This is a genomic window from Ectopseudomonas khazarica, from assembly GCF_017915135.1.
GTDB lineage: Bacteria > Pseudomonadota > Gammaproteobacteria > Pseudomonadales > Pseudomonadaceae > Aquipseudomonas > Aquipseudomonas khazarica.
Genome location: NZ_CP068551.1, coordinates 4,912,408 through 4,933,196 on the forward strand (window position 1 = coordinate 4,912,408; position 20,789 = coordinate 4,933,196).

The following is a 20,789-nucleotide window of genomic DNA, read 5'->3' on the forward strand; positions in this document are numbered from 1 at the left end:
AGGGATAGCATGACGGTCATAGTCAGCCAGTCCTCGTTTCCCACACAGGGATTCGAGCACCGTTTCTTTCATGGCAATCGCTACCACTGCCTGTCGAGCAAGGTGACGTTGGCCTGGAACACCGAGGGTCGCCTGGAGGCGCTGGAGCAGCAGCCAGCGCTGAGCCTGCACGATATCTGGCGCGATCAGCCCGAGCGCTCCTCGCTGCTGTACCCGAGCGACCTGATTCCCTACAAGCCCACCACCGACGTGCTGGTGCTGGGCACCGTGCGCCCGCCGCAAGACGGCCCGCTGCCGATGTGGTATGCCTCGCTGCAGGTCGGCACACTGGAAAAACGCCTGCGCATCCATGGCCCGCGCCACTGGCAACACCGCACCCTAAGTGGCTGGAGCCTGAGCGAACCCGAGCCCACCGAAGGCGTGGCGCTGCTGTACGAGAACGCCTTCGGTGGCTGCATCGGCGACCTGCCGCACTATGCGGAAGGCCAGTACTTCCCCGATAACCCCGTGGGCTGTGGCTTCCTCGACGCCCGCAAGGCCGACACCGCACAGTGCTACCGGGCCGCGCAGATAGAGGCCTGGGACGCGCCCCTGCGCGAGTTCGCGCAGCCGGTCAGGCCCGACGGGTTCGGCCCCCTGCCAGCCCATGTGCCGGCACGCCTGCAATATGCCGGCACCTATGACGAACGCTGGCAGCAGGAGGTTGCCCCCAACATCCCGCTCGACATGGACCTGCGCTACTGGAACACCGCGCCGGCAGACCAGCAGCCGGCACGTTTTCTCAAAGCCGGCGACCCGATTCGCCTGGCCGGCATTCGGCCCGACGGCCCACTGGAACTGAGCATCCCGCCCTACGAGGCAACTGCCGTTTGCCGCTACCAGGACGGCTCGCGCCAGGCCCAGCCAATGTCGCTGGACACGGTGTTGCTCGACCTTGATCACAGACACATGACCCTGCGCTTTCACACCATCGTGCCTTACGACCCGCGACTGACCCGCATCAACCTCTATTGCGCTGCGACCAACGGCGTGGCCACGGAGGTGCGCCATGGGTGATCCGCTCAAGGCCGAACGTACGCCCAAGCATTTTGCCGCCGTCGTCTCACCGACCCTGGCCGCCACCCCTTTCGGCCAGCGCATGGTGCCCAGCGTGCCAGCGGTCAGCTTCGCGGTCTCCGAGCTGGTGGCCGAACGCACCTACGGCAACCAGGCCAACCTGTTTCTCGAACGCTCGGTCGCCATCGACAGCGGCAAGTTCTTCACCCCCGTCGAGTTCCTCAACGACAACCCCGTCGAAGGTGGCTTCTCTACCAGCCACGGCCACCTGGGCACCATCAACGGCCCGGCCATCACCCCGTGCACCGGCGCCATCAACTGCGGCGTGCAACCCGGCCCCAACGCCGAGTGCTCGGCCGAGTTCGCCGGACTGATCGACGCCCTGGCCGAGCGCCTGGCCGGCGAGTTCACCAACAGCCCACTGAGTTTTCTGCAGAACTACAGCAACGCCCACGACCTGGCCATGGCCGACATGATCAAAGAGAAGGGCAGCGGCTACTGGGAAAGCATCAAAGGCGGTGCAAGCGCCGTAGGCGGCTGGGCCAGCGACTCCTGGGACTACCTGTCGGAAAACGACATAGGCACCATCGCAACAGATGCCAAGGAGGCCGCGACGGATGCCTATGACGGCGCCGTTGCCTGGACCACCGACGCCTTCGAGGCCATCGCTGAGCTGAGCGACCTCGGCTTCGAGGACATCAAGGCCATCATCAAAGACTGGCTGATGGAACAGCTGGACGACATGGCCTGCTCGGCCCGCGATGTGCTGAGCAACATGCTCGCCGACCCTAAGCCCATGGCCGCCCAGATAGGCGAAGCCATCGGCGCCGCCAAGGTTCACGTGGCCGAGAGCGCCGCCATCGTGCTGGTTACTCGCGGGGCCGGGGGCGCCGCGAGCAAGATGGGCCAACTGCTGGGCAAGTCCAGCGAACGCATCGGCGACCTCTACGAGCGCCTGAAGGTCGGGGCCGCCAAGCGCCGTGAAGCCAAGGCACCTTCGGCCCACGACAAGCCCGAAGGCAAGCCGGACGGCGCCACTCCACCAGCCAAGCCGACAAAGGGCTCGGGGGATGATGATGGCAATGACGGCAACGGCAGTAAAAAAGATGGCCTTACCGGAAAGGAAGACGGCAAGGCTCACCCCAACTGCCTTGGTTGCTCACTCGAAGGCAAACCCGTCAATGCCATCTATGGCGTCAAGCTGCTCGAAGGCCCGAGCGACCTGGACTTCGTACTCGAAGCACCTCTGCCCCTGGCCTGGCAACGCACCTACGTGTCCAGCAATGCCCACGTCGGCTGGCTTGGCCAGGGCTGGAGCCTGCCGATTGCCTTTCGCCTCGAAACCCTGCCCGACGGCCTCGCGTTCATCGATCTGCAGGGCCGGCGCACCCGCTTTCCCAGCCTGGCGGTGGGCGAGCGCTTCTTCTCCAAGTACGAACACACCACCCTGCAGCGCAACCAGCGCAACCAGTACGAGCTGATCGGCCCGGACGGCCTGCGCCTGATCTTCGGCCTGGGCCCGCGCGAGCAGGCCAACCTGCAGGCCCTCCAGGAGCAGGAGGCCCAGCGTGAGCAGCGCGAGGCCAAGGCCTGGCAGCACCTGCTGGACAGCCGCCACGAAGACCAGCCCCCCCTGCCGGCACGCACCCCGAGCGACCCGCGCGAGCAGCCGCCGCAAGCCCGCAGCCTCTGCCTGCTGGGGATGATCGACCCCAACCACAACCACCTGCGCCTGCACTACAGCGACGATGGCCTGCCCCGCCACCTCGACACCAGCAGCGGCCGGCGTATCGGCTTTATCTTCGATCACACCCGGCCACGGCAACCGCGCCTGAGCCATGTCGTAGAACTGCTGGGTGAGCCCGAAGCCAGCGGCCACTACCCTAGCGCCCGGCAGCGCTGGCTGGTCGAGTACCGCTACAGCCAGGACGGCGACCTGATCGAGGTGCGCGACGCGGATGGCCAGCCTGGCCGTACCTTCGCCTGGCGCAACCACATCATGGTCGAGCATGCCGAGCCCGGCGGCCTGGTTTCACGCTACGAGTGGGACCAGTACAGCCCCAAGGGGCGTGTGCTGCGCAATACCACCAACCAGGGCGAGCGCTGGGACTTCGCCTACGACCCCGTGGCGAGGCGCAACCGCGTCACCGACGCCAGCGGCCGCGAACAACACTACCTGTACGACGCCGACCATCATCTGATCGAACAGATCGACGCCGCCGGGGGCAGTACCCGCTTCCAGCGCGATGTCTACGGCCACCTGCTCAGCCACACCGACCCAAGCGGTCGGGTCACTCGCTATCAGTACGACGCCCAGGGCAACCTGCTCGCCGTGACCCAGCCCGACGGCGCCCGCTACCAGCTGCGCTGGGACGAGCGCTGGCGCAAGCCCCTGTCCATCAGTGACCCACTCGGACGCACCACCCAGTACCGCTACGACACGCGTGGCAACCTGACCGCCGTCAGCGACGCCAACGGCGCGCTCACCGAGTACAAGCTGGACGCCCGTGGATTACCCACCACGGTCATCGACGCCCGAGGGGGGCAAAAGTACCTGGAGCACGACGCCCAGGGCCGCCTGCTGGCCTACACCGACTGCTCCGGCAACCGCACCCAGTACAGCTATGACGCCCATGGGCGCCTGGCCAGCGTGACCGACGCCCTCGGCCACAACACCCAGTACGGTTACACCCGCCTCAACCGCCTTGATCGCCTGAGCAGCGTGCGCCACGCCGATGGCGCCACCGAACGCTTCGCCTACGACCCGCTGGGCCGGCTTGTTGCCCACCATGACCCGCTGGGCCGCGTCACCCGCTACCAGCTCGACGCCGAAGGCCGGCCGCTGCAGCGCATCGATGCCCTCGGCCATAGCCTGCGCTACGAATACGACGTGCACGGCCGGCTGATTCGCCTGCACAACGAAAACAACGCGGTCTACCACTTTGCCTGGGACGTGCTCGACCAGCTGTTGGCCGAACAGGGATTCGATGGCCGCCGTATCGATTACCGCTACGACGCAGCCGGCCACCTGCTCGAGAGCGCCGACGGCGTGCCCCTCGGCAGCCCTCACCTGGGCCGAGGCAACGGCCCGCTGCTGCGCACGCGCTACCAGCGCGACGCCATGGGCCGCCTGCTGGACAAGGTCAGCTACAAGCCCGGTACCGACGGCAAGCCGCAGGTGGCCCACAGCCGCTACCAGTACGACGCCGCCGGGCAACTGACCCGCGCGCGCAACCGCCAGGCACGCATCGAGCTGTTCTACAACCAGAGCGGCCAACTGGCCCGCGAAACCCTCTACAGCCGGGGCGGCCAGCGCAGCGAGCTGCGCCACGCCTACGACCTGCTCGGCAACCGGGAAACCACCACCCTGCCCGATGGCCGCCAGCTCAACACACTGACCTATGGCAGTGGTCACGCGCACCAGATCAACCTCGACTTCGAGGTGATCTGTGATTTCGAACGTGATGCCCTGCACCGTGAAATCGGCCGCAGCCAGGGTGTTCTATACAGCCACTACGAGCTCGACCCACTGGGCCGGCTGTTGCGCAGCCAGAGCCAGTTGCAGGAGCAGGCCGCCAGCCCCCATGCCGGTCACGGCGCCCAACAGACCAGCCAGGGCCAACGTATCGCCCGTCGCTACCAGTACGATCTGGCCGGACAACTGCTGGGCATCGACGACCGCCGCAACGGCTCGACCCGCTACGGCTACGATGCCCTCGGCCGCCTGCTCAGCGCCCAGGCACCGCAGGCCAGTGAAGTGTTCGCCTTCGACCCGGCGCACAACCTGATGGCCCCCGAGCAGGCCCAGCAGCAGGAAGCCCGGCTCAAGCAGACCACCTGGACCGAAGAACAGTGGTCCGCCTACGTCCAGGCCAACCTAGACAAGCCCACGTTCAACCCGCTGCTCAGCCCCGCCGAGGCCCAGGCCGACCCCAGCACCTGGGGGGAAAACAAACCCAACCGCCTGCGCGTCTGGCAGGAGAATCGCTACGTCTACGACAACTGGGGCAACTGCATCGAGAAGAAGTCCGGCCCGCACACCGAGCGACAGTTCCAGTGGGACGCCGAACACCAACTGAGCCGGGCCACCATCACCCGCCGCCAGGGCCGCTTCACCCATACCGAACACTGGGGCTACGACTACGACCCCTTCGGCCGGCGCATCGCCAAGTACCGCCTCGACCCGAGCAAACCCAAGCGCAGCCGCCCCTGGCTGGATGACGAGACCAGCCACTACGCCTGGGACGGCAACCGCTTGCTACTGGAGCGCCAGGGGAACAAGCAGCAGTTATACGTCTATGAACCCAACAGCTTCGTGCCTCTGGCACTGGTGCGCAGCGCCGTACCCGCGCCCCAGGAGCCCAGCGTCCTGCCGGCCGAGTACCTGGCGCTCAAGGAGCAATACCCCGAACACTGGCAGGCCACGCTCGACAAGCTACCGCGCAAGGTCGCCAACGCCATCTGCCAGGCCGAACAGCCGCCTCGGCCCGCAACCGGCCCGGTGGAGATGTTCTACTACCACACCGACCACCTCGGCACGCCAAGAGAGCTGACCGACCGCTCCGGGCATATTGCCTGGGCTGCCACCTACAAGGCCTGGGGCAACACGACGAAAATCGAGCACCCTCCCCGCCTGGTTGCCAGCGCAGACGGCAATACCCTCAGCCAGCACTGGGCGGAACAAGCCGAGCCCGTCGAACAAAACCTGCGCTTTCAGGGTCAGTACTTTGACGGGGAAACCGGGCTGCACTACAACCGCTTCAGGTATTACGATCCGGATTGCGGGCGGTTTGTCAGCCAGGATCCGATTGGGTTGCTGGGTGGGGTTAATAACTACCAGTATGCGCCTAATCCAATAGGATGGCTGGATCCGTTTGGACTTAGCTGCTGGGGAACCCTACTAATCAAAGCAGGTATCCCAAAACCTAGCGGCATGGTGCGACCACATGGCCATCATATTATTTTCAAAGGTGACTTTGACCATCTCCCAAAAATGAAAGCTGCATTAGAGAGAAGTCGCGCCATTGTTGACATGTATGGCATTGACCCTGTTCATGATGTTGGAGCACTAATGTGGGCACCAAACGAAGGCCACTCGATTGAAAATGCTGAAGCCGTTGCTAAGAAACTTGAAGAAGCTCACAAGATACTTCAGTCAAAAGGAATAGACCCTAAAAGTGACTGTGGCAAAGGAAGCATGTTTGAAGAGCTACAAAAAATTGGAAATGAAGTATTCATTTAAAACGAGACCCTCACCACAAAGGCCCAAACCATGAATTGGAACAACCTGGAACAAAAAATTAGCAATGCAGTGAAAGACGCTTATCTAGATATAGTAAAAAATTTATCTCAAGAAAAAATATATGCCTTCGCCATTTATACAGACGCAGACTGCTATACAGTACTACCAACCGCCAACACACAAAAAAAACATGAAGAAAAAATCTCTAGAGAAGCAGTGACCACCCCATCAGAGAAGGCCGGCTACAAATGGTATATCGGTGAGTGGGCATATGAAGCTTGGAGGGGAGAGCTGTTCGATGATATATGTGACGAACTAAGCTCTGCCGCTGAAGTAGCGTGCCTAACAGATACTCACTCAGCTTTTAAGAAAAGTGCCCATCAGTGCCTACTCAACTCTTTACTCAAACTAAGAAACGAGGGACTTTTCTCTAACGCAGAAAGTGACTTTGTTGTATTTATATCTTCCTCTGATTATGATGAGGCAATTTCACTTGAAAACTGGTCAGCAAAAATCCTCAACAGCCAATCTATTTATGAAAAATTTGAGAGAAGATATAAAACCTCTTAAAGCAACCATGTCTCACTGAGCGTCCGCTGCAACAGCCCGCCAGTCCGCTGACCGGACACGGCGCCCAACAGACCAGCCAGGGCCAACGTATCGCCCGTCGCTACCAGTACGATCTGGCCGGACAACTGCTGGGCATCGACGACCGCCGCAACGGCTCGACCCGCTACGGCTACGATGCCCTCGGCCGCCTGCTCAGCGCCCAGGCACCGCAGGCCAGTGAAGTGTTCGCCTTCGACCCGGCGCACAACCTGATGGCCCCCGAGCAGGCCCAGCAGCAGGAAGCCCGGCTCAAGCAGACCACCTGGACCGAAGAACAGTGGTCCGCCTACGTCCAGGCCAACCTCGACAACCCCGACTTCAACCCGCTGCTCAGCCCCGCCGAGGCCCAGGCTGACCCCAGCACCTGGGGGGAAAACAAACCCAACCGCCTGCGCGTCTGGCAGGAGCATCGCTACGTCTACGACACCTGGGGCAACTGCATCGAGAAGAAGTCCGGCCCGCACACCGAGCGACAGTTCCAGTGGGACGCCGAACACCAACTGAGCCGGGCCACCCTCACCCGCCGCCAAGGCCGCTTCACCCATACCGAACACTGGGGCTACGACTACGACCCCTTCGGCCGGCGCATCGCCAAGTACCGCCTCGACCCGAGCAAACCCAAGCGCAGCCGCCCCTGGCTGGATGACGAGACCAGCCGACGTCTCCCCGTCTTCAGTAGCAGCTGGCGTTAGAGTCCTGAATCAATGTAATGGCTTTTGAGGCCAGTTGCTCGGCATAGGTGGATGGGGTTAATCCTCCAAGTCCTTTCTTCGGTCGCTCTTCGTTGTATTCCCGTCGCCAGGACTCAATCACTACCTTGGCGTGCGGCAGGCTGGTGAACCAGTGCTCGTTCAAGCACTCATCACGAAAGCGTCCATTAAACGATTCGATGTAGGCGTTTTGATTGGGTTTTCCTGGCTCAATCAGGAACAACTTCACACCACGCTGATAAGCCCAGGTCAGCATGGCGCGACCACAGAACTCCTTGCCATTGTTCGTGCGGATGGCTTTGGGCAGCCCGCGTGACATGGCCAGGCGATCCAAAATGCGCGTCAACGAGTGCCCGCCTATGGCTCGCTCCGGCACGATGGCAACAGCCTCATGGGTGGCGTCATCCACTACAGTCAGGCTCTTGATGACACGCCCTTCAGCCGTGCGGTCAAACACAAAGTCCATCGACCAGACCTGGTTAGCTGCACGTGGCCGTCCCAGCGGTTGTCGATCCGCAATCGGGATCTTCTTGCGCTTACGTCGTTTCACCTGCAAGCGGGCTTCGGCATACAGCCGCTCCACCCGCTTGTGGTTAACCACTTCGCCAGCCTGGCGCAGCTTTAAATAGATCATCGCGGCGCCATAGCGACGATGCCGATGCGCTAGGGCCACAATGCGCTCACGTAGGCTCTGGTTGCGATCCGGTCTCGGCTGGTAGCGCAATGCACTGGCGCTCATGCGGATCACCTGAAGCGCCCGACGCTCACTCAAGCCACGTGCCGTCATGTGGCGCACCAGCTCTCGACGGGAGGGTGCGCTCACCACTTTTTTCGCAACGCCTCGCGGGTAACTTCGATTTCCAGCATCGATTCGGCGAGCATTTTCTTCAGTCGGGCGTTTTCGCTTTCCAACTCCTTCAGGCGCTTGGCATCCGACACGCTCATCCCGCCGAACTTGCTGCGCCAAAGGTAGTAGCTGGCCTCTGAAAAGCCGTGCCGACGACACAGCTCCTTGATCGGCAGTCCGGCCTCGGCTTCGCGCAGGAAGCCAATGATTTGCTCTTCAGTGAAGCGCTTCTTCATGTCCAATCTCCTGGGTACTGGGATTGGACTCTAAAGCTTGGCGCTACTCAAATCGGGGGAGACGTCGGATACATGCAAAACTGGCAACCCATGGTAATTGGTGCTGCCCAGAAACCCTTGAGCCAAGCGGTCATGATTGAGCAGTTTTCTACCTTTCCATCACTTGACAACCAATGTTTTGTGATTGGCAGTGGGTCGGCTTACGAGGATAAACCCTTGTCTTCGTTTGGTCTTTCACAAAAAAAGGGGGCTGACGGCAATTTCAAACGCGGCCATATTGCCAGACTAAAGGCGTTGGATGGCTATCTCTATGCCTGTGGTGGAGGGCGGGCTATTGGAAAACGTATCGATAAAGGCCAATGGCAGTCGTTCAGCCAAATGATTCCCAATGAAAAAGGCACCAGCCGGGGCTTTGAAGACTTCGACGGCTGGGGCGAAAACGATATCTATGCCGTCGGCGGCCTGGGCGATGTCTGGCACTTCAACGGCCAGGATTGGCGGCAGATTCCCTTTCCCAGCAATTTCCCCACCAGCGCTGTCTGTTGTGGTGGCGATGGCAACGTCTATATCGCCACCTATAACGGCATCTTCATGGGCCGCGACAACCACTGGAAGAATATCGGCGGCATCGGTACTGACCTGCCCATCAAGGATATGGTCTGGTACGAAGATCAGGTCTGGTGCACCAACGATTATGGCTTGTGGACCATTACCAATGGCCAGGTCAGGCGCGCCGATGTGCCCTACGAGGTATCGGCCTGTGCAGGCAACCTCTCCGTCGGTGAAGGCGTGCTGCTACTGGCAGGTCTTTACGGCGCCGTCTTCAAGGAAAATGGCGAATGGCAGACCATCGTCCATTTCAGTGTCATGCAAACACTGATCGCCCTGGAAAAGAGTGAAGGCCAGGGCTCATAGCCACCGCGCAAGGTTCCCGACTGGAAGCAAAGTGATATGCCTGACTCAACCCTGTCCATGGACACGCCCGTTATACCTTCACTCGTTGCCCGTCACGCGGGGGATGCCGCGTTTTTTATTGGTCGCAATGGCGATATCAGCACTAAGCACATTCCCAGAGCCAAAGTGCGACCCTGATTGTTTACCGGCCCAGCTGGACGCTTACTATGACGACAAGTGCAAAGTTGAAATGCCTGCCGTCTCTGGTGCCAGTGGTGCTGAAAGAGCGCCAGGCGGTGCAACCACTACCGACCCGGAAACCGACACAGACTAAGCGATTACTGAAATGTTCATAAATAAAGAGTCATATAGCAAGAACGTGTATGGCTACACAATTACAGACTGTGTAGTAAGGAACAGAAATGCCTTTTATTTAACCCTGCGAAATGAAGAGCAAGGCGTCAATGCAGGCCCGACCCAGCAAGAGACAGTTGAGAAAAGAATCCTGACTTTTTGGCTGAACAAGCCTGAAGACAAACGCTCAAGCCATGCAACACTGAATGGTTTTGCACGTGTGCATGCAGGTGCAACTCTTATTCCTGCAGAACAGTTTATAGGTGTCGATGCCTCTGGGCATGTTTATGCCATTGGCGGTGGCGTTGCCGAGATGCAAGACATGATACCCAAGAGCAAAGAGGGGCCACTTCGAGGCGGGGTTACACGAGTCAGGACAATCCAAGGTTATCTGTATGTCGTCGGAGGTTTTCATTCTGTTTGCCGTCGAGTCGGGCGCAACCAGTGGGAGTCCCTCGGATTCAATCTTCCTATTCCCATTAACCCAACTGAGGATGAGTATTTAGATGCTATCTTCGAGATGACACTTTCGGATATAGACGGCTTCGCCCATGACGACATCTATATCATCGGCGGTAAGGGGCGTGTGTGGCACTGCGATGGAAAGCAGTGGCGCCCCATCCCCTTCCCTTCCAATATGAGATTAGAGTCAATCTGCTGTGCCGGTGATGGCTTCGTGTATATCGGCGCACAATCCGGCACGGTATTCAAAGGGCGTGGGGACCAGTGGACCATGCTGGAGCGCGGGCATATGTCGCTCCCCTTTAATGACATGGTGTGGCATGCCGGCAAGGTCTGGTGCACCAGTGACTACGGGCTGTGGTACATCGAAGACGGAAAGGTCAAGAATGCCGAGCTGCCTGCTGAAATCAAGGTGTGTGCCGGCCACCTCTCTGTGGGCGATGGCGTCATGCTGATGGCTGGCGTGTATGGCGCGGCCTACCACGACGGCGAGCAATGGACACTTATCTTCAACGCCTACGCGATGGACACTTTGGTGGAAGAGAGCCAATCCTGAGTGCGTAACAGCAAGGAGATTTTCTGTCAGCTTTGCCTAGGCTGTTTGCCCTCAGCCATGCCAGAGAGAAGCTGCCAGCAACCGCCATCGCGCGTTCGTAAGTCTAGATACCACTACACCTGTGATCATTGTCATGAACTGTGAACCTCTTGTCGCTGAAGCCATTGTGCCGCTTGTGCAACGCCATACCGGCGATGCGTCCTTCTATTGGGCTCAGCGCGATGGCTCTATCAACTCACCCCAGGCTACAGCACGTTGACCGCTTGCTGCAGGCGCACCTCGATGGCCTGATGGTCGCGGGAGCTGAAGGGTGGCAGCAGGCGCTACAGGCTCTAAAACGCTGGCAGGGGCCGGGAGAGGCGGACTTTCCCGCTCCGGTAGACATGCTTGGCCCAGATAGCGGCCAGGTACACCTCAGGCCTGGATGTTGGACGCCGGGTTGATCACCCGACCCAGACCGAGGTTGCGCAGCGCCAGGTGCAGGGTGCTGTAGATCAGGTGCGGGTTGTCCATGCTCATCACCTGGCCCAGCAGTTCCCTGGCCTTGCTCTGGGTGATCTGGCGCAGCAGCCATTTCACCTTGGGCAGGTTGGTGGCGTTCATCGACAGCGAGTCGAAGCCCATGGCCAGCAGCAGCACCGCCGCTGCCGGGTCACCGGCCATCTCGCCGCAGATGCTCACCGGCTTGCCCTCGGTATGCGCATCGTTGACCACCTTCTGCAAAGCCTGCAGCACCGCCGGGTGGAGGAAGTCGTAGAGATCGGCCACCCGCGGGTTGTTGCGGTCGACCGCCAGCAGGTACTGGGTCAGGTCGTTGGAGCCGACCGAGAGGAAGTCCACCTGGCGCGCCAGCTCGCGCGTCTGGTAGACGGCGGCGGGAATCTCGATCATCAGGCCGATGGGCGGCAACGGCACGTCGGTGCCCTCGTCACGGACCTCGCCCCAGGCACGGTGGATCAGGTGCAGGGCCTCTTCCAGCTCCTGCGTGCCGGAGATCATCGGCAGCAGGATGCGCAGGTTGTTCAGCCCCTCGCTGGCCTTGAGCATGGCACGCGTCTGCACCAGGAAGATTTCCGGGTGGTCGAGGGTCACGCGGATGCCACGCCAGCCAAGGAAGGGGTTCTCTTCCTTGATCGGGAAATAGGACAGCGCCTTGTCACCGCCGATATCCAGGGTGCGCATGGTCACCGGCAGCGGGTGGAAGGCCTGCAACTGCTCACGGTAAGTGGCCAGTTGCTCCTTCTCGCTGGGGAAGCGCTCGTTGATCATGAACGGCACTTCGGTGCGATACAGGCCCACACCCTCGGCCCCGCGCTGCTGGGCACGGGCGACGTCGGCGAGCAGGCCGGTGTTGACCCACAGCGGCATGCGCTGGCCGTCGAGGGTTTCGCAGGGCAGCGCGCGCAGGGCATCGAGCCCTTCGGTGAGCTGACGCTCCTCCTCGACCACATCGGCGTACTGCTTGCTCAGCAGCTCGCTGGGGTTGGTGAAGACTTCACCGTGGTAGCCATCGACGATCAGCTTGATGCCGTCGATCTTCGAATACGGCAGGTCGACCACGCCCATGACCGTGGGAATGCCCATGGCGCGAGCGAAGATGGCGACATGGGAGTTGCCAGAGCCGGTCACCGAGATCAGGCCAGCCAGCTTGCCTTCCGGCACTTCGCCGAGCATCGCCGGCGACAGCTCCTCGCTGACCAGAATGGTGTTGTCGGGGTAGACCAGCGAGGTCTTGCGCTCTTCCTGCAGGTAGGCGAGCAGACGCCGGCCCAGATCGCGCACGTCGGAGGCGCGCTCACGCAGGTAGGCGTCGTCCATCAGCTCGAAGCGCTTGACGTGGTCGAGCACCACCTGGCGCAGGGCGCCCTGCGCCCACTGGCCACTCTTGATGACCTTGCGCACCTCGTTACCCAGGGCGGCGTCATCGAGCATCATCAGGTAGACATCGAACAGCGCGCGTTCTTCCTTGCGCAACTGGGTCGCGAGCTTCTCGGACAGCTCCTGCATGTCCTCGCGCACCCAGCCCAGCGCCTTGTCGAACAAGGCCAGTTCGGCGTCGATGTCATCGACATTGCGGTCCGGGACCACATTCAGATCGGCCGGGGGCAGCACCACGACAGCGGTCCCCACCGCTGCCCCCGGCGCACCCGGCACGCCGACGAACTTGGCCTCCTGCACGCCCTTGCCCTGGCGCCCCAGGCCGCGAATCGAGCCGGTGGCCTCGGCGTGGGCGATCACGCCGGCGAGCTGGGCGCTCATGGTCACCAGGAAGGCTTCTTCGCCTTCGTCGAACTGGCGACGCTCCTTCTGCTGCACCACCAGTACGCCCATGACCCGGCGATGGTGGATGATCGGCGCACCGAGGAAGGAGGCGAAGCGTTCCTCGCCGGTTTCGGCGAAGTAGCGATAACGCGGGTGGCTGGCGGCGTCTTCGAGGTTCAGCGGCTCCTCACGGGTACCAACGAGGCCGACCAGGCCTTCGTTGGGCGCCATGCTGACCTTGCCGATGGAGCGCTTGTTGAGGCCCTCGGTGGACATCAGGACGAAGCGATTGCTTTCCGGGTCGAGCAGATAGACCGAGCAGACCTGGCTGCCCATCGCTTCCTTGACCCGCTGCACGATGATCGACAACGCCGCCTTGAGATCCTTGGCGGCGTTCACTTCCTGGACGATCTTGCGCAGCGTATTGAGCATGCTCGATTGGGGTCCGTATCAGTCGCGCACGATCAGGCGCGGGGCGAGTTCCTTGAGCGCGCGGCGATAGACCTCGCGCTTGAATGTGACCACCTGGCCCAGCGGGTACCAGTAGCTGACCCAGCGCCAGCCATCGAATTCGGGCTTGCCGGTCAGGTCCATGCGTACGCGCTCCTCGGCACCGGTCAGGCGCAGCAGGAACCACTTCTGCTTCTGCCCGATGCACAGGGGCTGGCTGTGCGTGCGCACCAGGCGCTGCGGTAGACGATAACGCAACCAGCCTCGGGTGCAGGCGAGGATCTTCACATCCTGCTCTTCGAGCCCGACTTCTTCATTGAGTTCGCGGTACAACGCCTCTTCGGGCGATTCGCGATCATTGATGCCGCCTTGCGGAAACTGCCAGGCATCCTGATTGATGCGCCTGGCCCAGAGCACCTGGCCGACATCATTGGTCAGGATGATGCCGACATTCGGGCGAAAACCATCAGAGTCGATCACGGCAAGCAACCTCGTACACGCAAGTTCCGGCATTGTTCCACAAAGCCGAGTCCAGCAGCAACGCGGGTTTGGCGGCAGTGGGAAAGCCCGGCCAAAGCGGCTATTCTGGCGCGCCCCACGCGGGTGTTCGCGAGGCCGCGAGCGCCGTCAGGCATGGCGAAGCCCGTCGAAAAGAGGCTGTGTACCAGCGGTACATGCACACTTTTCGCCAGGTTCCGACCCGACCGGGACGAGCGCCGCAGGCTGCAGACGCCCCTAATCCCTTTGCAGAACAGGTACAGAATCGTGCGTTTGGCCCTTTTCGATCTCGACAACACCCTGCTGGCCGGTGACAGCGACCATAGCTGGGGCGAATTCGTCTGCCAGCGCGGCCTGGTCGATGCAGCCGAGTACCTGGCACGCAACGACGCGTTCTATGCCGACTACTGTGCCGGCAAGCTGGACGTGGTGGCCTACCAGAACTTCAGCCAGGCGATTCTCGGGCGCAGCGACATGGCACAACTGGCGCAATGGCACCGCGAGTTCATGGCCGAAGTGATCGAGCCGATCATCCTGGCCAAGGGCGAGGCATTGCTGGCCGAACACCGCGCCGCCGGTGACAAGCTGGTGATCATCACCGCCACCAACCGCTTCGTCACCGCGCCCATCGCCGAGCGCCTGGGCGTGGACACCCTGATCGCCACCGAGTGCGGCATGCAGGACGGGCGCTACACCGGCCAGATCACCGGCACCCCCTGCTACCAGGGCGGCAAGGTGACCCGCTTGAACGCCTGGCTGAGCGAGACGGGCCACAGCCTGGACGGCGCCTATTTCTACAGCGATTCGCGCAACGACCTGCCGCTGCTGGAGGCCGTGGCCAACCCGGTGGCCGTGGACCCGGACGACGTGCTGCGCGCCACCGCCAGCGAGCGTGGCTGGCCGGTGATCTCGCTGCGCTGAGTACGGGCTGAAGCTGGCTTCGCGGCTGCAGCCGCTCCTACGCAGGCCATCGCCAGCCGCTGTCGTGTAGCCCGGATGCAGTCCGGGCCACTCTGCTCAGACGGGCTTGGCGCCCATCAGCGCCATGATGGCGATCAGCAGCACGAGAATCAGCCCGGCATAGATCAGGCACAGGCGCTTCAGCGAAGTGGGCGCCGGCGCATCGCCCAGCGCGCGCCAGGCGGCCAGGCGTCGGGCCAGCAGCAAGCCGAGCAGCATCATCACGCCATAGAGGATGCTACCCAGCAGCAGCCAGGTCTGCCCCAGCGGCCAGCCGGCGGTGTCCACCAGCCAGTAGCCACTGAGCGGCAGGCTCAGCGCCAGCACGGCAAAGGCAGGCAGGCTGAACAGCAGGGTCACGCGCAGCTTGCGCGCCAGCACGGCGGCATCAGCGCCACGCTGCGCCTTGAACAGCATGAACGCGTGCGCGATCAGGCCGAGCAGCAGCAACACGCCAGGGGCGCTGTGAAGAATACGAACCAGCAGATAGTGCTCCATCGAGGCTTCCTTTTTAGGTAGGGCGGGTGCAACCCGCCAACGCGCTCCGGCGGGTTACCCCCGCCCTACGGGTTCGAAAGTATCAGCCGAGAAACAGGCGATAAGCGGGGTTTTCGCTCTCGTCCCAGTAGGGATAGCCGATGGCGTCCAGGGCTGCCGGAACCAGGTGCCGCTCATCGTCAGGCACCTGCAGGCCAGCCACCACGCGACCGTCGGCGGCGCCATGGTTGCGATAGTGGAACATCGAGATGTTCCAGCGCCCACCCAGCTTCTGCAGGAAGTTGAACAGCGCGCCCGGCCGCTCGGGGAACTCGAAGCGCAGCACCATCTCGTTGCTCACCCCGGCCGAATGACCGCCGACCATGTGGCGGATGTGCAGCTTGGCCAGTTCGTTGTCGGTCAGGTCCAGCACCGGGAAGCCCTGCGCACGCAGGCCCTCGACCAGCGCCTGGCGCGGATCGTTCTCCGGATGGGTCTGCACGCCGACGAAGATGTGCGCCTCGCGGTCGGTGTGATAGCGGTAGTTGAACTCGGTGATCTGGCGCTTGCCCACCGCCTCGCAGAAGGCCTTGAAACTGCCCGGCTGCTCGGGGATGGTCACGGCGATGATCGCCTCGCGCTTCTCGCCCAGCTCGGCGCGCTCGGCGACGTGGCGCAGGCGGTCGAAGTTGACGTTGGCGCCGGAGTCGATGCCCACCAGCACCGCCCCCTTGGCGCCCTCCCGCTCGACGTACTTCTTGATCCCGGCCACGGCCAGCGCACCGGCAGGCTCGGTGATCGAGCGGGTATCGTCGTAGATGTCCTTGATCGCCGCACAGATCTCGTCGGTGCTGACGGTGATCACCTCATCGACGTGATCCTTGCAGATGTCGAAGGTGTGCTGGCCGATCTGCGCCACCGCCACACCATCGGCGAACAGCCCGACCGTCGGCAGCACCACGCGCTCGCCGGCAGCCAGCGCCGCCTGCAGGCAGTTGGAGTCGTCCGGCTCGACGCCGATCACCTTGATCTCCGGGCGCAGGTACTTCACGTAGGCCGCGATACCGGCGATCAGGCCGCCGCCGCCGACCGGTACGAAGATGGCATCGATATGCCCCTGGTGCTGACGCAGCACCTCCATGGCCACGGTGCCCTGCCCGGCAATCACCAGCGGGTCGTCGTAGGGATGGATATAGGTGTAGCCCTTCTCCTCCACCAGCTTCAGCGAATGTGCCAGCGCCTCGGGGAAGGCGTCGCCGTGCAGCACCACCTTGCCGCCCCGCGAGCGCACACCCTGCACCTTCAGTTCCGGCGTGGTGCGCGGCATGACGATGGTGGCCTTGACGCCCAGGTGCTTGGCGGCCAGGGCCAGGCCCTGCGCATGGTTGCCTGCCGAGGCGGTGACCACGCCGCGTGCCAGCTCCTCCGGCGACAGCTGCGCCAGCTTGTTGTAGGCGCCACGAATCTTGAACGAGTACACCGGCTGCAGATCCTCGCGCTTGAGCAGAATCTGGCTGCCCAGTCGCTCGCTGAGCTGACGGGCGGGTTGCAGCGGGGTTTCCACCGCGACGTCATAGACGCGCGAGGTGAGGGTCTTCTTCACGTACTGTTCGAGCATGGCGATTTCGCAGGCGTTCGGGCTTGGGAAGGGACTGCCGAGTCTACCCCAGCGCCGCGCCGGGCGACCATACGAAACACGCGGGTTTTGCCCCCGTCGGCGCAGCACTTGCGGCTATAATTCGCGCCTCAAGTCTCCCTCACTCCCAGGCACAGACCCGCGATGAACCAGGATCAGCTGAAACAGGCCGTGGCCCAGGCCGCCGTCGACCACATTCTTCCCCGCCTCGACAGCAAGAGCATCGTCGGCGTCGGCACCGGCTCCACCGCCAACTTCTTCATCGACGCACTGGCCAAGCACAAGATGGACTTCGACGGCGCCGTGGCCAGCTCGGAAGCCACCGCTGCCCGCCTGAAGGGTCACGGCATCCCGGTCTACGACCTCAACGCCGTCAGTGACCTGGAGTTCTACGTCGACGGCGCCGACGAGAGCGACGAGCACCTCAACCTGATCAAGGGCGGTGGCGCCGCCCTGACCCGCGAGAAGATCGTCGCTGCCGTGGCCAAGACCTTCATCTGCATCGCCGACGCCAGCAAGCTGGTGCCGGTGCTGGGCGCCTTCCCGCTGCCGGTGGAAGTCATCCCCATGGCGCGCAGCCACGTGGCCCGCGAGCTGGTCAAGCTGGGCGGCGACCCGGTGTACCGCGAGGGCGTGCTGACCGACAACGGCAACATCATCCTCGACGTGCACAACATGTCGATCACCGATCCGGTGAAGCTGGAAGCCGATATCAACGCCATCGTCGGCGTGGTCACCAATGGCCTGTTCGCCGCCCGCCCGGCCGACCTGCTGCTGCTCGGCACGGCCGAAGGCGTGAAGACACTCAAGCCCTGAGGCGCCAGCAGTTGCGTCAATCGTGGCCCGCATGACATCCGGGGCAGACGCATCGGAAACACCCGGATTGCATCCGGGCTACGGCGTCGCCTGATCGAGCAGGCGGCGCAGCTCTTCGCTGAGAGGCATCGGCTTGAAGGCACTTACCCGCGCCCGCCCGCTGTTGCCGAGCGGCACCCAGAGGCGCGAGAACAGCAACGCCGCCAGGATACGCGGCAGCTGCCCCAGCACCTCGCGCACATCACCCAGCTGCCAACCGGCGCGCAGCATCAGCCAGTGCGCACGGGCATGCAGCCAGGGACAACGCTGGGTCAGGACATGCGCACGCTCCAGCCAGGGCAGTGCCTCGGCAGCCCGCGCGTCGGCCAGGGCGGCCAGGGCCTGGGCGAAGGCCTCGTCGACGGCCAGTTGCCAGTTCTCGTTCATCCTCGATGCCCTCATTTGCGCAGCAGGCGCAGGCCGTTGAACACCACCATCAGGCTCACCCCCATGTCGGCGAACACCGCCATCCACATGGTCGCCTCGCCCGCCAGGGTCATGCCCAGGAAGATCGCCTTGATACCCAGCGCCAGCACGATGTTCTGCAGCAGGATCGCGTGAGTCTGCCGCGACAGGCGGACGAATGCGGGAATCTTGCGCAGATCGTCGTCCATCAGGGCGACATCCGCCGTCTCGATGGCGGTATCGGTTCCAGCGGCACCCATGGCGAAGCCAATCTCCGCCCTGGCCAGCGCCGGTGCGTCGTTGATGCCGTCGCCGACCATGCCGACCACCTTGCCCTGCGCCTGCCGCGCCTCGACCCAGGCCAGCTTGTCCGCCGGCAGCAGGTCGCCACGCGCCTCATCGACACCCACCTGCTCGGCGATGGCGGCGGCCGTATGGGCGTTGTCGCCGGTGAGCATGCAGGTACGCACGCCCAGTTCGTGCAGCTCACCGACCGCCTCGCGGCTGCTCTGGCGCACGGTATCGGCCACGGCGAAGAGCATCAGCGCGCGCTGCTCGTCGCACAGCACCACCACGCTCTTGCCCTGCCGTTCCAGGGTTTCCAGGCGCTCTTCCAGCTGCGCCGAGCAGAGCCCGAGGTCTTCGACCAGACGGTGATTGCCCAGGTACAGCAGGGTACCGTCGACCACCCCCTGGGTGCCCCGCCCCGGCAGTGCCGCGAACGCCTCGACCTCGCGCAGCACCCGCCCCTGCTCCTCGGCATGCAGGGCCAGCGCCCGCGACACCGGGTGATCGGAACGTGCAGCCAGGCTCGCCGCCCACACGGCGTGCAGCGGCTGCTCCGCCTCCAGGAGATGAAGGCTGTCGGTCTGCACCGGCTTGCCGTGGGTCAGGGTGCCGGTCTTGTCCAGCGCCAGCATGGCCAGATGACGGCCGTTCTCCAGGTACACGCCGCCCTTGACCAGGATGCCCTTGCGCGCGGCGGCGGCCAGACCGCTGACGATGGTCACCGGGGTGGAGATCACCAGCGCACAGGGGCAGGCCACCACCAGCAACACCAGGGCGCGGTAGATCCAGTCGAGCCAGGCGCCGCCGATGACCAGCGGCGGCAGCACCGCGACCGCCAGGGCGAAGACGAAGACCGCCGGGGTGTAGATGCGCGAGAACTGGTCGACGAAGCGCTGGGTCGGTGCACGCGAGCCCTGCGCCTCCTCCACCGCATGGATGATGCGCGCCAGCGTGGTATCGCGCGCCGCCGCCGTTACGCGGAACTCCAGCGAACCGGCTTCGTTGATGGTGCCAGCGAACAGCGGATCGCCCACGCGCTTCTCCACCGGCAGGCTTTCTCCGGTGATCGGCGCCTGGTTGACCGTCGAGCTGCCGCCGACCACCTCACCGTCGAGGCTGATGCGCTCGCCGGGGCGCACGCGCACCAGCGCATCCACGGCGATGCCCTGCACGTCCACCTCCTGCCAGCTACCGTCGGCCTGCCTGACCGTGGCGCGTGGCGGGGCCAGGTCCATCAACCCGCGAATGGCGTTGCGCGCCCGGTCCAGCGAGCGCGCCTCGATCAGCTCGGCCAGGGTGAACAGCACCATCACCATTGCCGCCTCGGGCCATTGGCCGATGAGCACCGCACCGGTCACGGCGATGCTCATCAGCGCATTGATGTTGAGGTTGCGGTTCTTCAGGGCGATCCAGCCCTTCTTGTAGGTGGTCAGGCCACACAGGCCGATGGCGGTGATGGCCAGCAGCGCCACCAGCCAGTCAGGCCCCAGCGTCGCGAAGTGCACGCCCTCCGAGGCGGTCGCCGCGACAGCAGCCAGCAGCAGCGGCCAGGCGGACTTCTTCACGGGCTCGGCGGCCGCTGCCTGCGCGGCATCGTCCTCTTCCAGCTGCGGGGTGAAGCCCAGGCCGCGAATGGCCGGCAACACCTGGGCCAGCGCACCGTCGTCATGACTGACGGTCAGCACCCGCTGCAGCAGGTTGAACTGCAGCCCCGCCACACCGGGCAGACGCCCCAGCGCATCGCGGATCAGGCGTTCTTCCGTGGGGCAATCCATCTGCTCGATGCGGATGCGCGTATTGACCGCCCCGGTCAGCGGCTCGTCGGTGAACGACGACTGCGCGGCGCCGTGCTCATGCCCGGCATGATCGTGGTCGTGCTCGTGCTCGTGACGAACGGGTGACGGTTCGGGCGAATGGTCGCAACAACGACTCATGGCAACTCTCCTTCAAGTGAGTGTTGCCGAGTACACACCCTGTAGTCACTATAGGGTC

Annotated in this window: 15 protein-coding genes; 8 read left to right on the top strand and 7 right to left on the bottom strand. The window is 63.3% G+C overall.

The genetic code is table 11. The features are described from left to right. The first annotated feature begins 9 nt into the window (after positions 1-9). From JLK41_RS23125 to JLK41_RS23140, 4 genes are all read left to right on the top strand, one after another. Positions 10-1,056, top strand: a complete 1,047-nt coding sequence (locus tag JLK41_RS23125) for a DUF2169 family type VI secretion system accessory protein (protein WP_047584444.1) — start codon at positions 10-12, stop codon at positions 1,054-1,056. Further along, positions 1,049-6,298 carry an RHS repeat-associated core domain-containing protein gene (locus tag JLK41_RS23130; protein ID WP_210389932.1) on the top strand — a complete coding sequence of 1,750 codons (5,250 nt, stop codon included), beginning with the start codon at positions 1,049-1,051 and terminating at the stop codon, positions 6,296-6,298. Before JLK41_RS23125 ends, JLK41_RS23130 begins: the two co-directional genes overlap by 8 nt. 30 nt (positions 6,299-6,328) lie before the next feature. After that, the gene (locus JLK41_RS23135; RefSeq protein ID WP_210389933.1) at positions 6,329-6,868 is read left to right on the top strand and encodes a DUF4303 domain-containing protein; all 540 of its coding nucleotides are present in this window, start codon (positions 6,329-6,331) and stop codon (positions 6,866-6,868) included. A gap of 221 nt (positions 6,869-7,089) precedes the next feature. After that, complete coding sequence (locus tag JLK41_RS23140; protein WP_244976450.1) at positions 7,090-7,599, top strand: hypothetical protein; 510 nt, start codon at positions 7,090-7,092, stop codon at positions 7,597-7,599. Here JLK41_RS23140 and JLK41_RS23145 read toward each other — a convergent pair. Continuing rightward, positions 7,580-8,700, bottom strand: a protein-coding gene (locus JLK41_RS23145; RefSeq protein WP_210389934.1) for an IS3 family transposase whose coding sequence is annotated in 2 segments (ribosomal slippage) — positions 7,580-8,442 and positions 8,442-8,700 — 1,122 coding nt in all. Because the reading frame shifts where the segments join, the coding sequence is not laid out codon by codon here. The genes JLK41_RS23140 and JLK41_RS23145 overlap by 20 nt on opposite strands. Before the next feature lie 72 nt (positions 8,701-8,772). Between JLK41_RS23145 and JLK41_RS23150 the strand changes: the two genes are divergently transcribed. Next, positions 8,773-9,615, top strand: coding sequence for a hypothetical protein (locus JLK41_RS23150; RefSeq protein WP_210389935.1), 843 nt, complete (start codon positions 8,773-8,775; stop codon positions 9,613-9,615). 325 nt (positions 9,616-9,940) lie between these two features. Beyond that, on the top strand, positions 9,941-10,966 hold the full coding sequence (locus tag JLK41_RS23155; protein ID WP_210389936.1) for a WD40/YVTN/BNR-like repeat-containing protein: 1,026 nt from the start codon (positions 9,941-9,943) through the stop codon (positions 10,964-10,966). Positions 10,967-11,380: 414 nt separating this feature from the next. Here JLK41_RS23155 and ptsP read toward each other — a convergent pair whose 3' ends face one another. Beyond that, on the bottom strand, positions 11,381-13,660 hold the full coding sequence (gene ptsP / locus JLK41_RS23160; RefSeq protein WP_037055218.1) for a phosphoenolpyruvate--protein phosphotransferase: 2,280 nt from the start codon (positions 13,658-13,660) through the stop codon (positions 11,381-11,383). Positions 13,661-13,678: 18 nt separating this feature from the next. Beyond that, positions 13,679-14,158, bottom strand: a complete 480-nt coding sequence (locus tag JLK41_RS23165; protein WP_021445072.1) for an RNA pyrophosphohydrolase — start codon at positions 14,156-14,158, stop codon at positions 13,679-13,681. Positions 14,159-14,443: 285 nt separating this feature from the next. Here JLK41_RS23165 and JLK41_RS23170 point away from each other — a divergent pair, with 285 nt between their 5' ends. Beyond that, positions 14,444-15,097, top strand: coding sequence for a histidinol-phosphatase (locus tag JLK41_RS23170; RefSeq protein ID WP_037055220.1), 654 nt, complete (start codon positions 14,444-14,446; stop codon positions 15,095-15,097). 96 nt (positions 15,098-15,193) lie between these two features. On the opposite strand, the gene JLK41_RS23175 is transcribed toward JLK41_RS23170, so the two are convergent. After that, positions 15,194-15,634: a DUF2269 domain-containing protein gene (locus tag JLK41_RS23175; protein ID WP_210389937.1), complete on the bottom strand. Its 441-nt coding sequence runs from the start codon at positions 15,632-15,634 to the stop codon at positions 15,194-15,196. An 82-nt stretch (positions 15,635-15,716) separates the two neighbouring features. Then, positions 15,717-17,231 carry a threonine ammonia-lyase, biosynthetic gene (gene ilvA, locus JLK41_RS23180; protein ID WP_037055227.1) on the bottom strand — a complete coding sequence of 505 codons (1,515 nt, stop codon included), beginning with the start codon at positions 17,229-17,231 and terminating at the stop codon, positions 15,717-15,719. A 162-nt stretch (positions 17,232-17,393) separates the two neighbouring features. On the opposite strand from ilvA, the gene rpiA reads away from it, so the two are divergent. Beyond that, on the top strand, positions 17,394-18,065 hold the full coding sequence (gene rpiA / locus JLK41_RS23185) for a ribose-5-phosphate isomerase RpiA (protein WP_037055230.1): 672 nt from the start codon (positions 17,394-17,396) through the stop codon (positions 18,063-18,065). Between the two features lie 78 nt (positions 18,066-18,143). On the opposite strand, the gene JLK41_RS23190 is transcribed toward rpiA, so the two are convergent. Continuing rightward, entirely contained in the window at positions 18,144-18,491 is a 348-nt protein-coding gene (locus tag JLK41_RS23190; RefSeq protein WP_037055233.1) for a DUF3703 domain-containing protein, read from the bottom strand. A gap of 11 nt (positions 18,492-18,502) precedes the next feature. Further along, positions 18,503-20,731, bottom strand: a complete 2,229-nt coding sequence (locus JLK41_RS23195) for a heavy metal translocating P-type ATPase (protein ID WP_210389938.1) — start codon at positions 20,729-20,731, stop codon at positions 18,503-18,505. Between the last annotated feature and the right edge of the window lie 58 nt (positions 20,732-20,789).

Coding starts and splice junctions, on each gene's coding strand:
- JLK41_RS23125 (WP_047584444.1), top strand. CDS start 10: ATGACGGTCATAGTCAGCCAGTCCTCGTTTCCCACACAGGGATTCGAG.
- JLK41_RS23130 (WP_210389932.1), top strand. CDS start 1,049: ATGGGTGATCCGCTCAAGGCCGAACGTACGCCCAAGCATTTTGCCGCC.
- JLK41_RS23135 (WP_210389933.1), top strand. CDS start 6,329: ATGAATTGGAACAACCTGGAACAAAAAATTAGCAATGCAGTGAAAGAC.
- JLK41_RS23150 (WP_210389935.1), top strand. CDS start 8,773: ATGCAAAACTGGCAACCCATGGTAATTGGTGCTGCCCAGAAACCCTTG.
- JLK41_RS23155 (WP_210389936.1), top strand. CDS start 9,941: ATGTTCATAAATAAAGAGTCATATAGCAAGAACGTGTATGGCTACACA.
- ptsP (WP_037055218.1), bottom strand. CDS start 13,660: ATGCTCAATACGCTGCGCAAGATCGTCCAGGAAGTGAACGCCGCCAAG.
- JLK41_RS23175 (WP_210389937.1), bottom strand. CDS start 15,634: ATGGAGCACTATCTGCTGGTTCGTATTCTTCACAGCGCCCCTGGCGTG.
- ilvA (WP_037055227.1), bottom strand. CDS start 17,231: ATGCTCGAACAGTACGTGAAGAAGACCCTCACCTCGCGCGTCTATGAC.
- rpiA (WP_037055230.1), top strand. CDS start 17,394: ATGAACCAGGATCAGCTGAAACAGGCCGTGGCCCAGGCCGCCGTCGAC.
- JLK41_RS23190 (WP_037055233.1), bottom strand. CDS start 18,491: ATGAACGAGAACTGGCAACTGGCCGTCGACGAGGCCTTCGCCCAGGCC.
- JLK41_RS23195 (WP_210389938.1), bottom strand. CDS start 20,731: ATGAGTCGTTGTTGCGACCATTCGCCCGAACCGTCACCCGTTCGTCAC.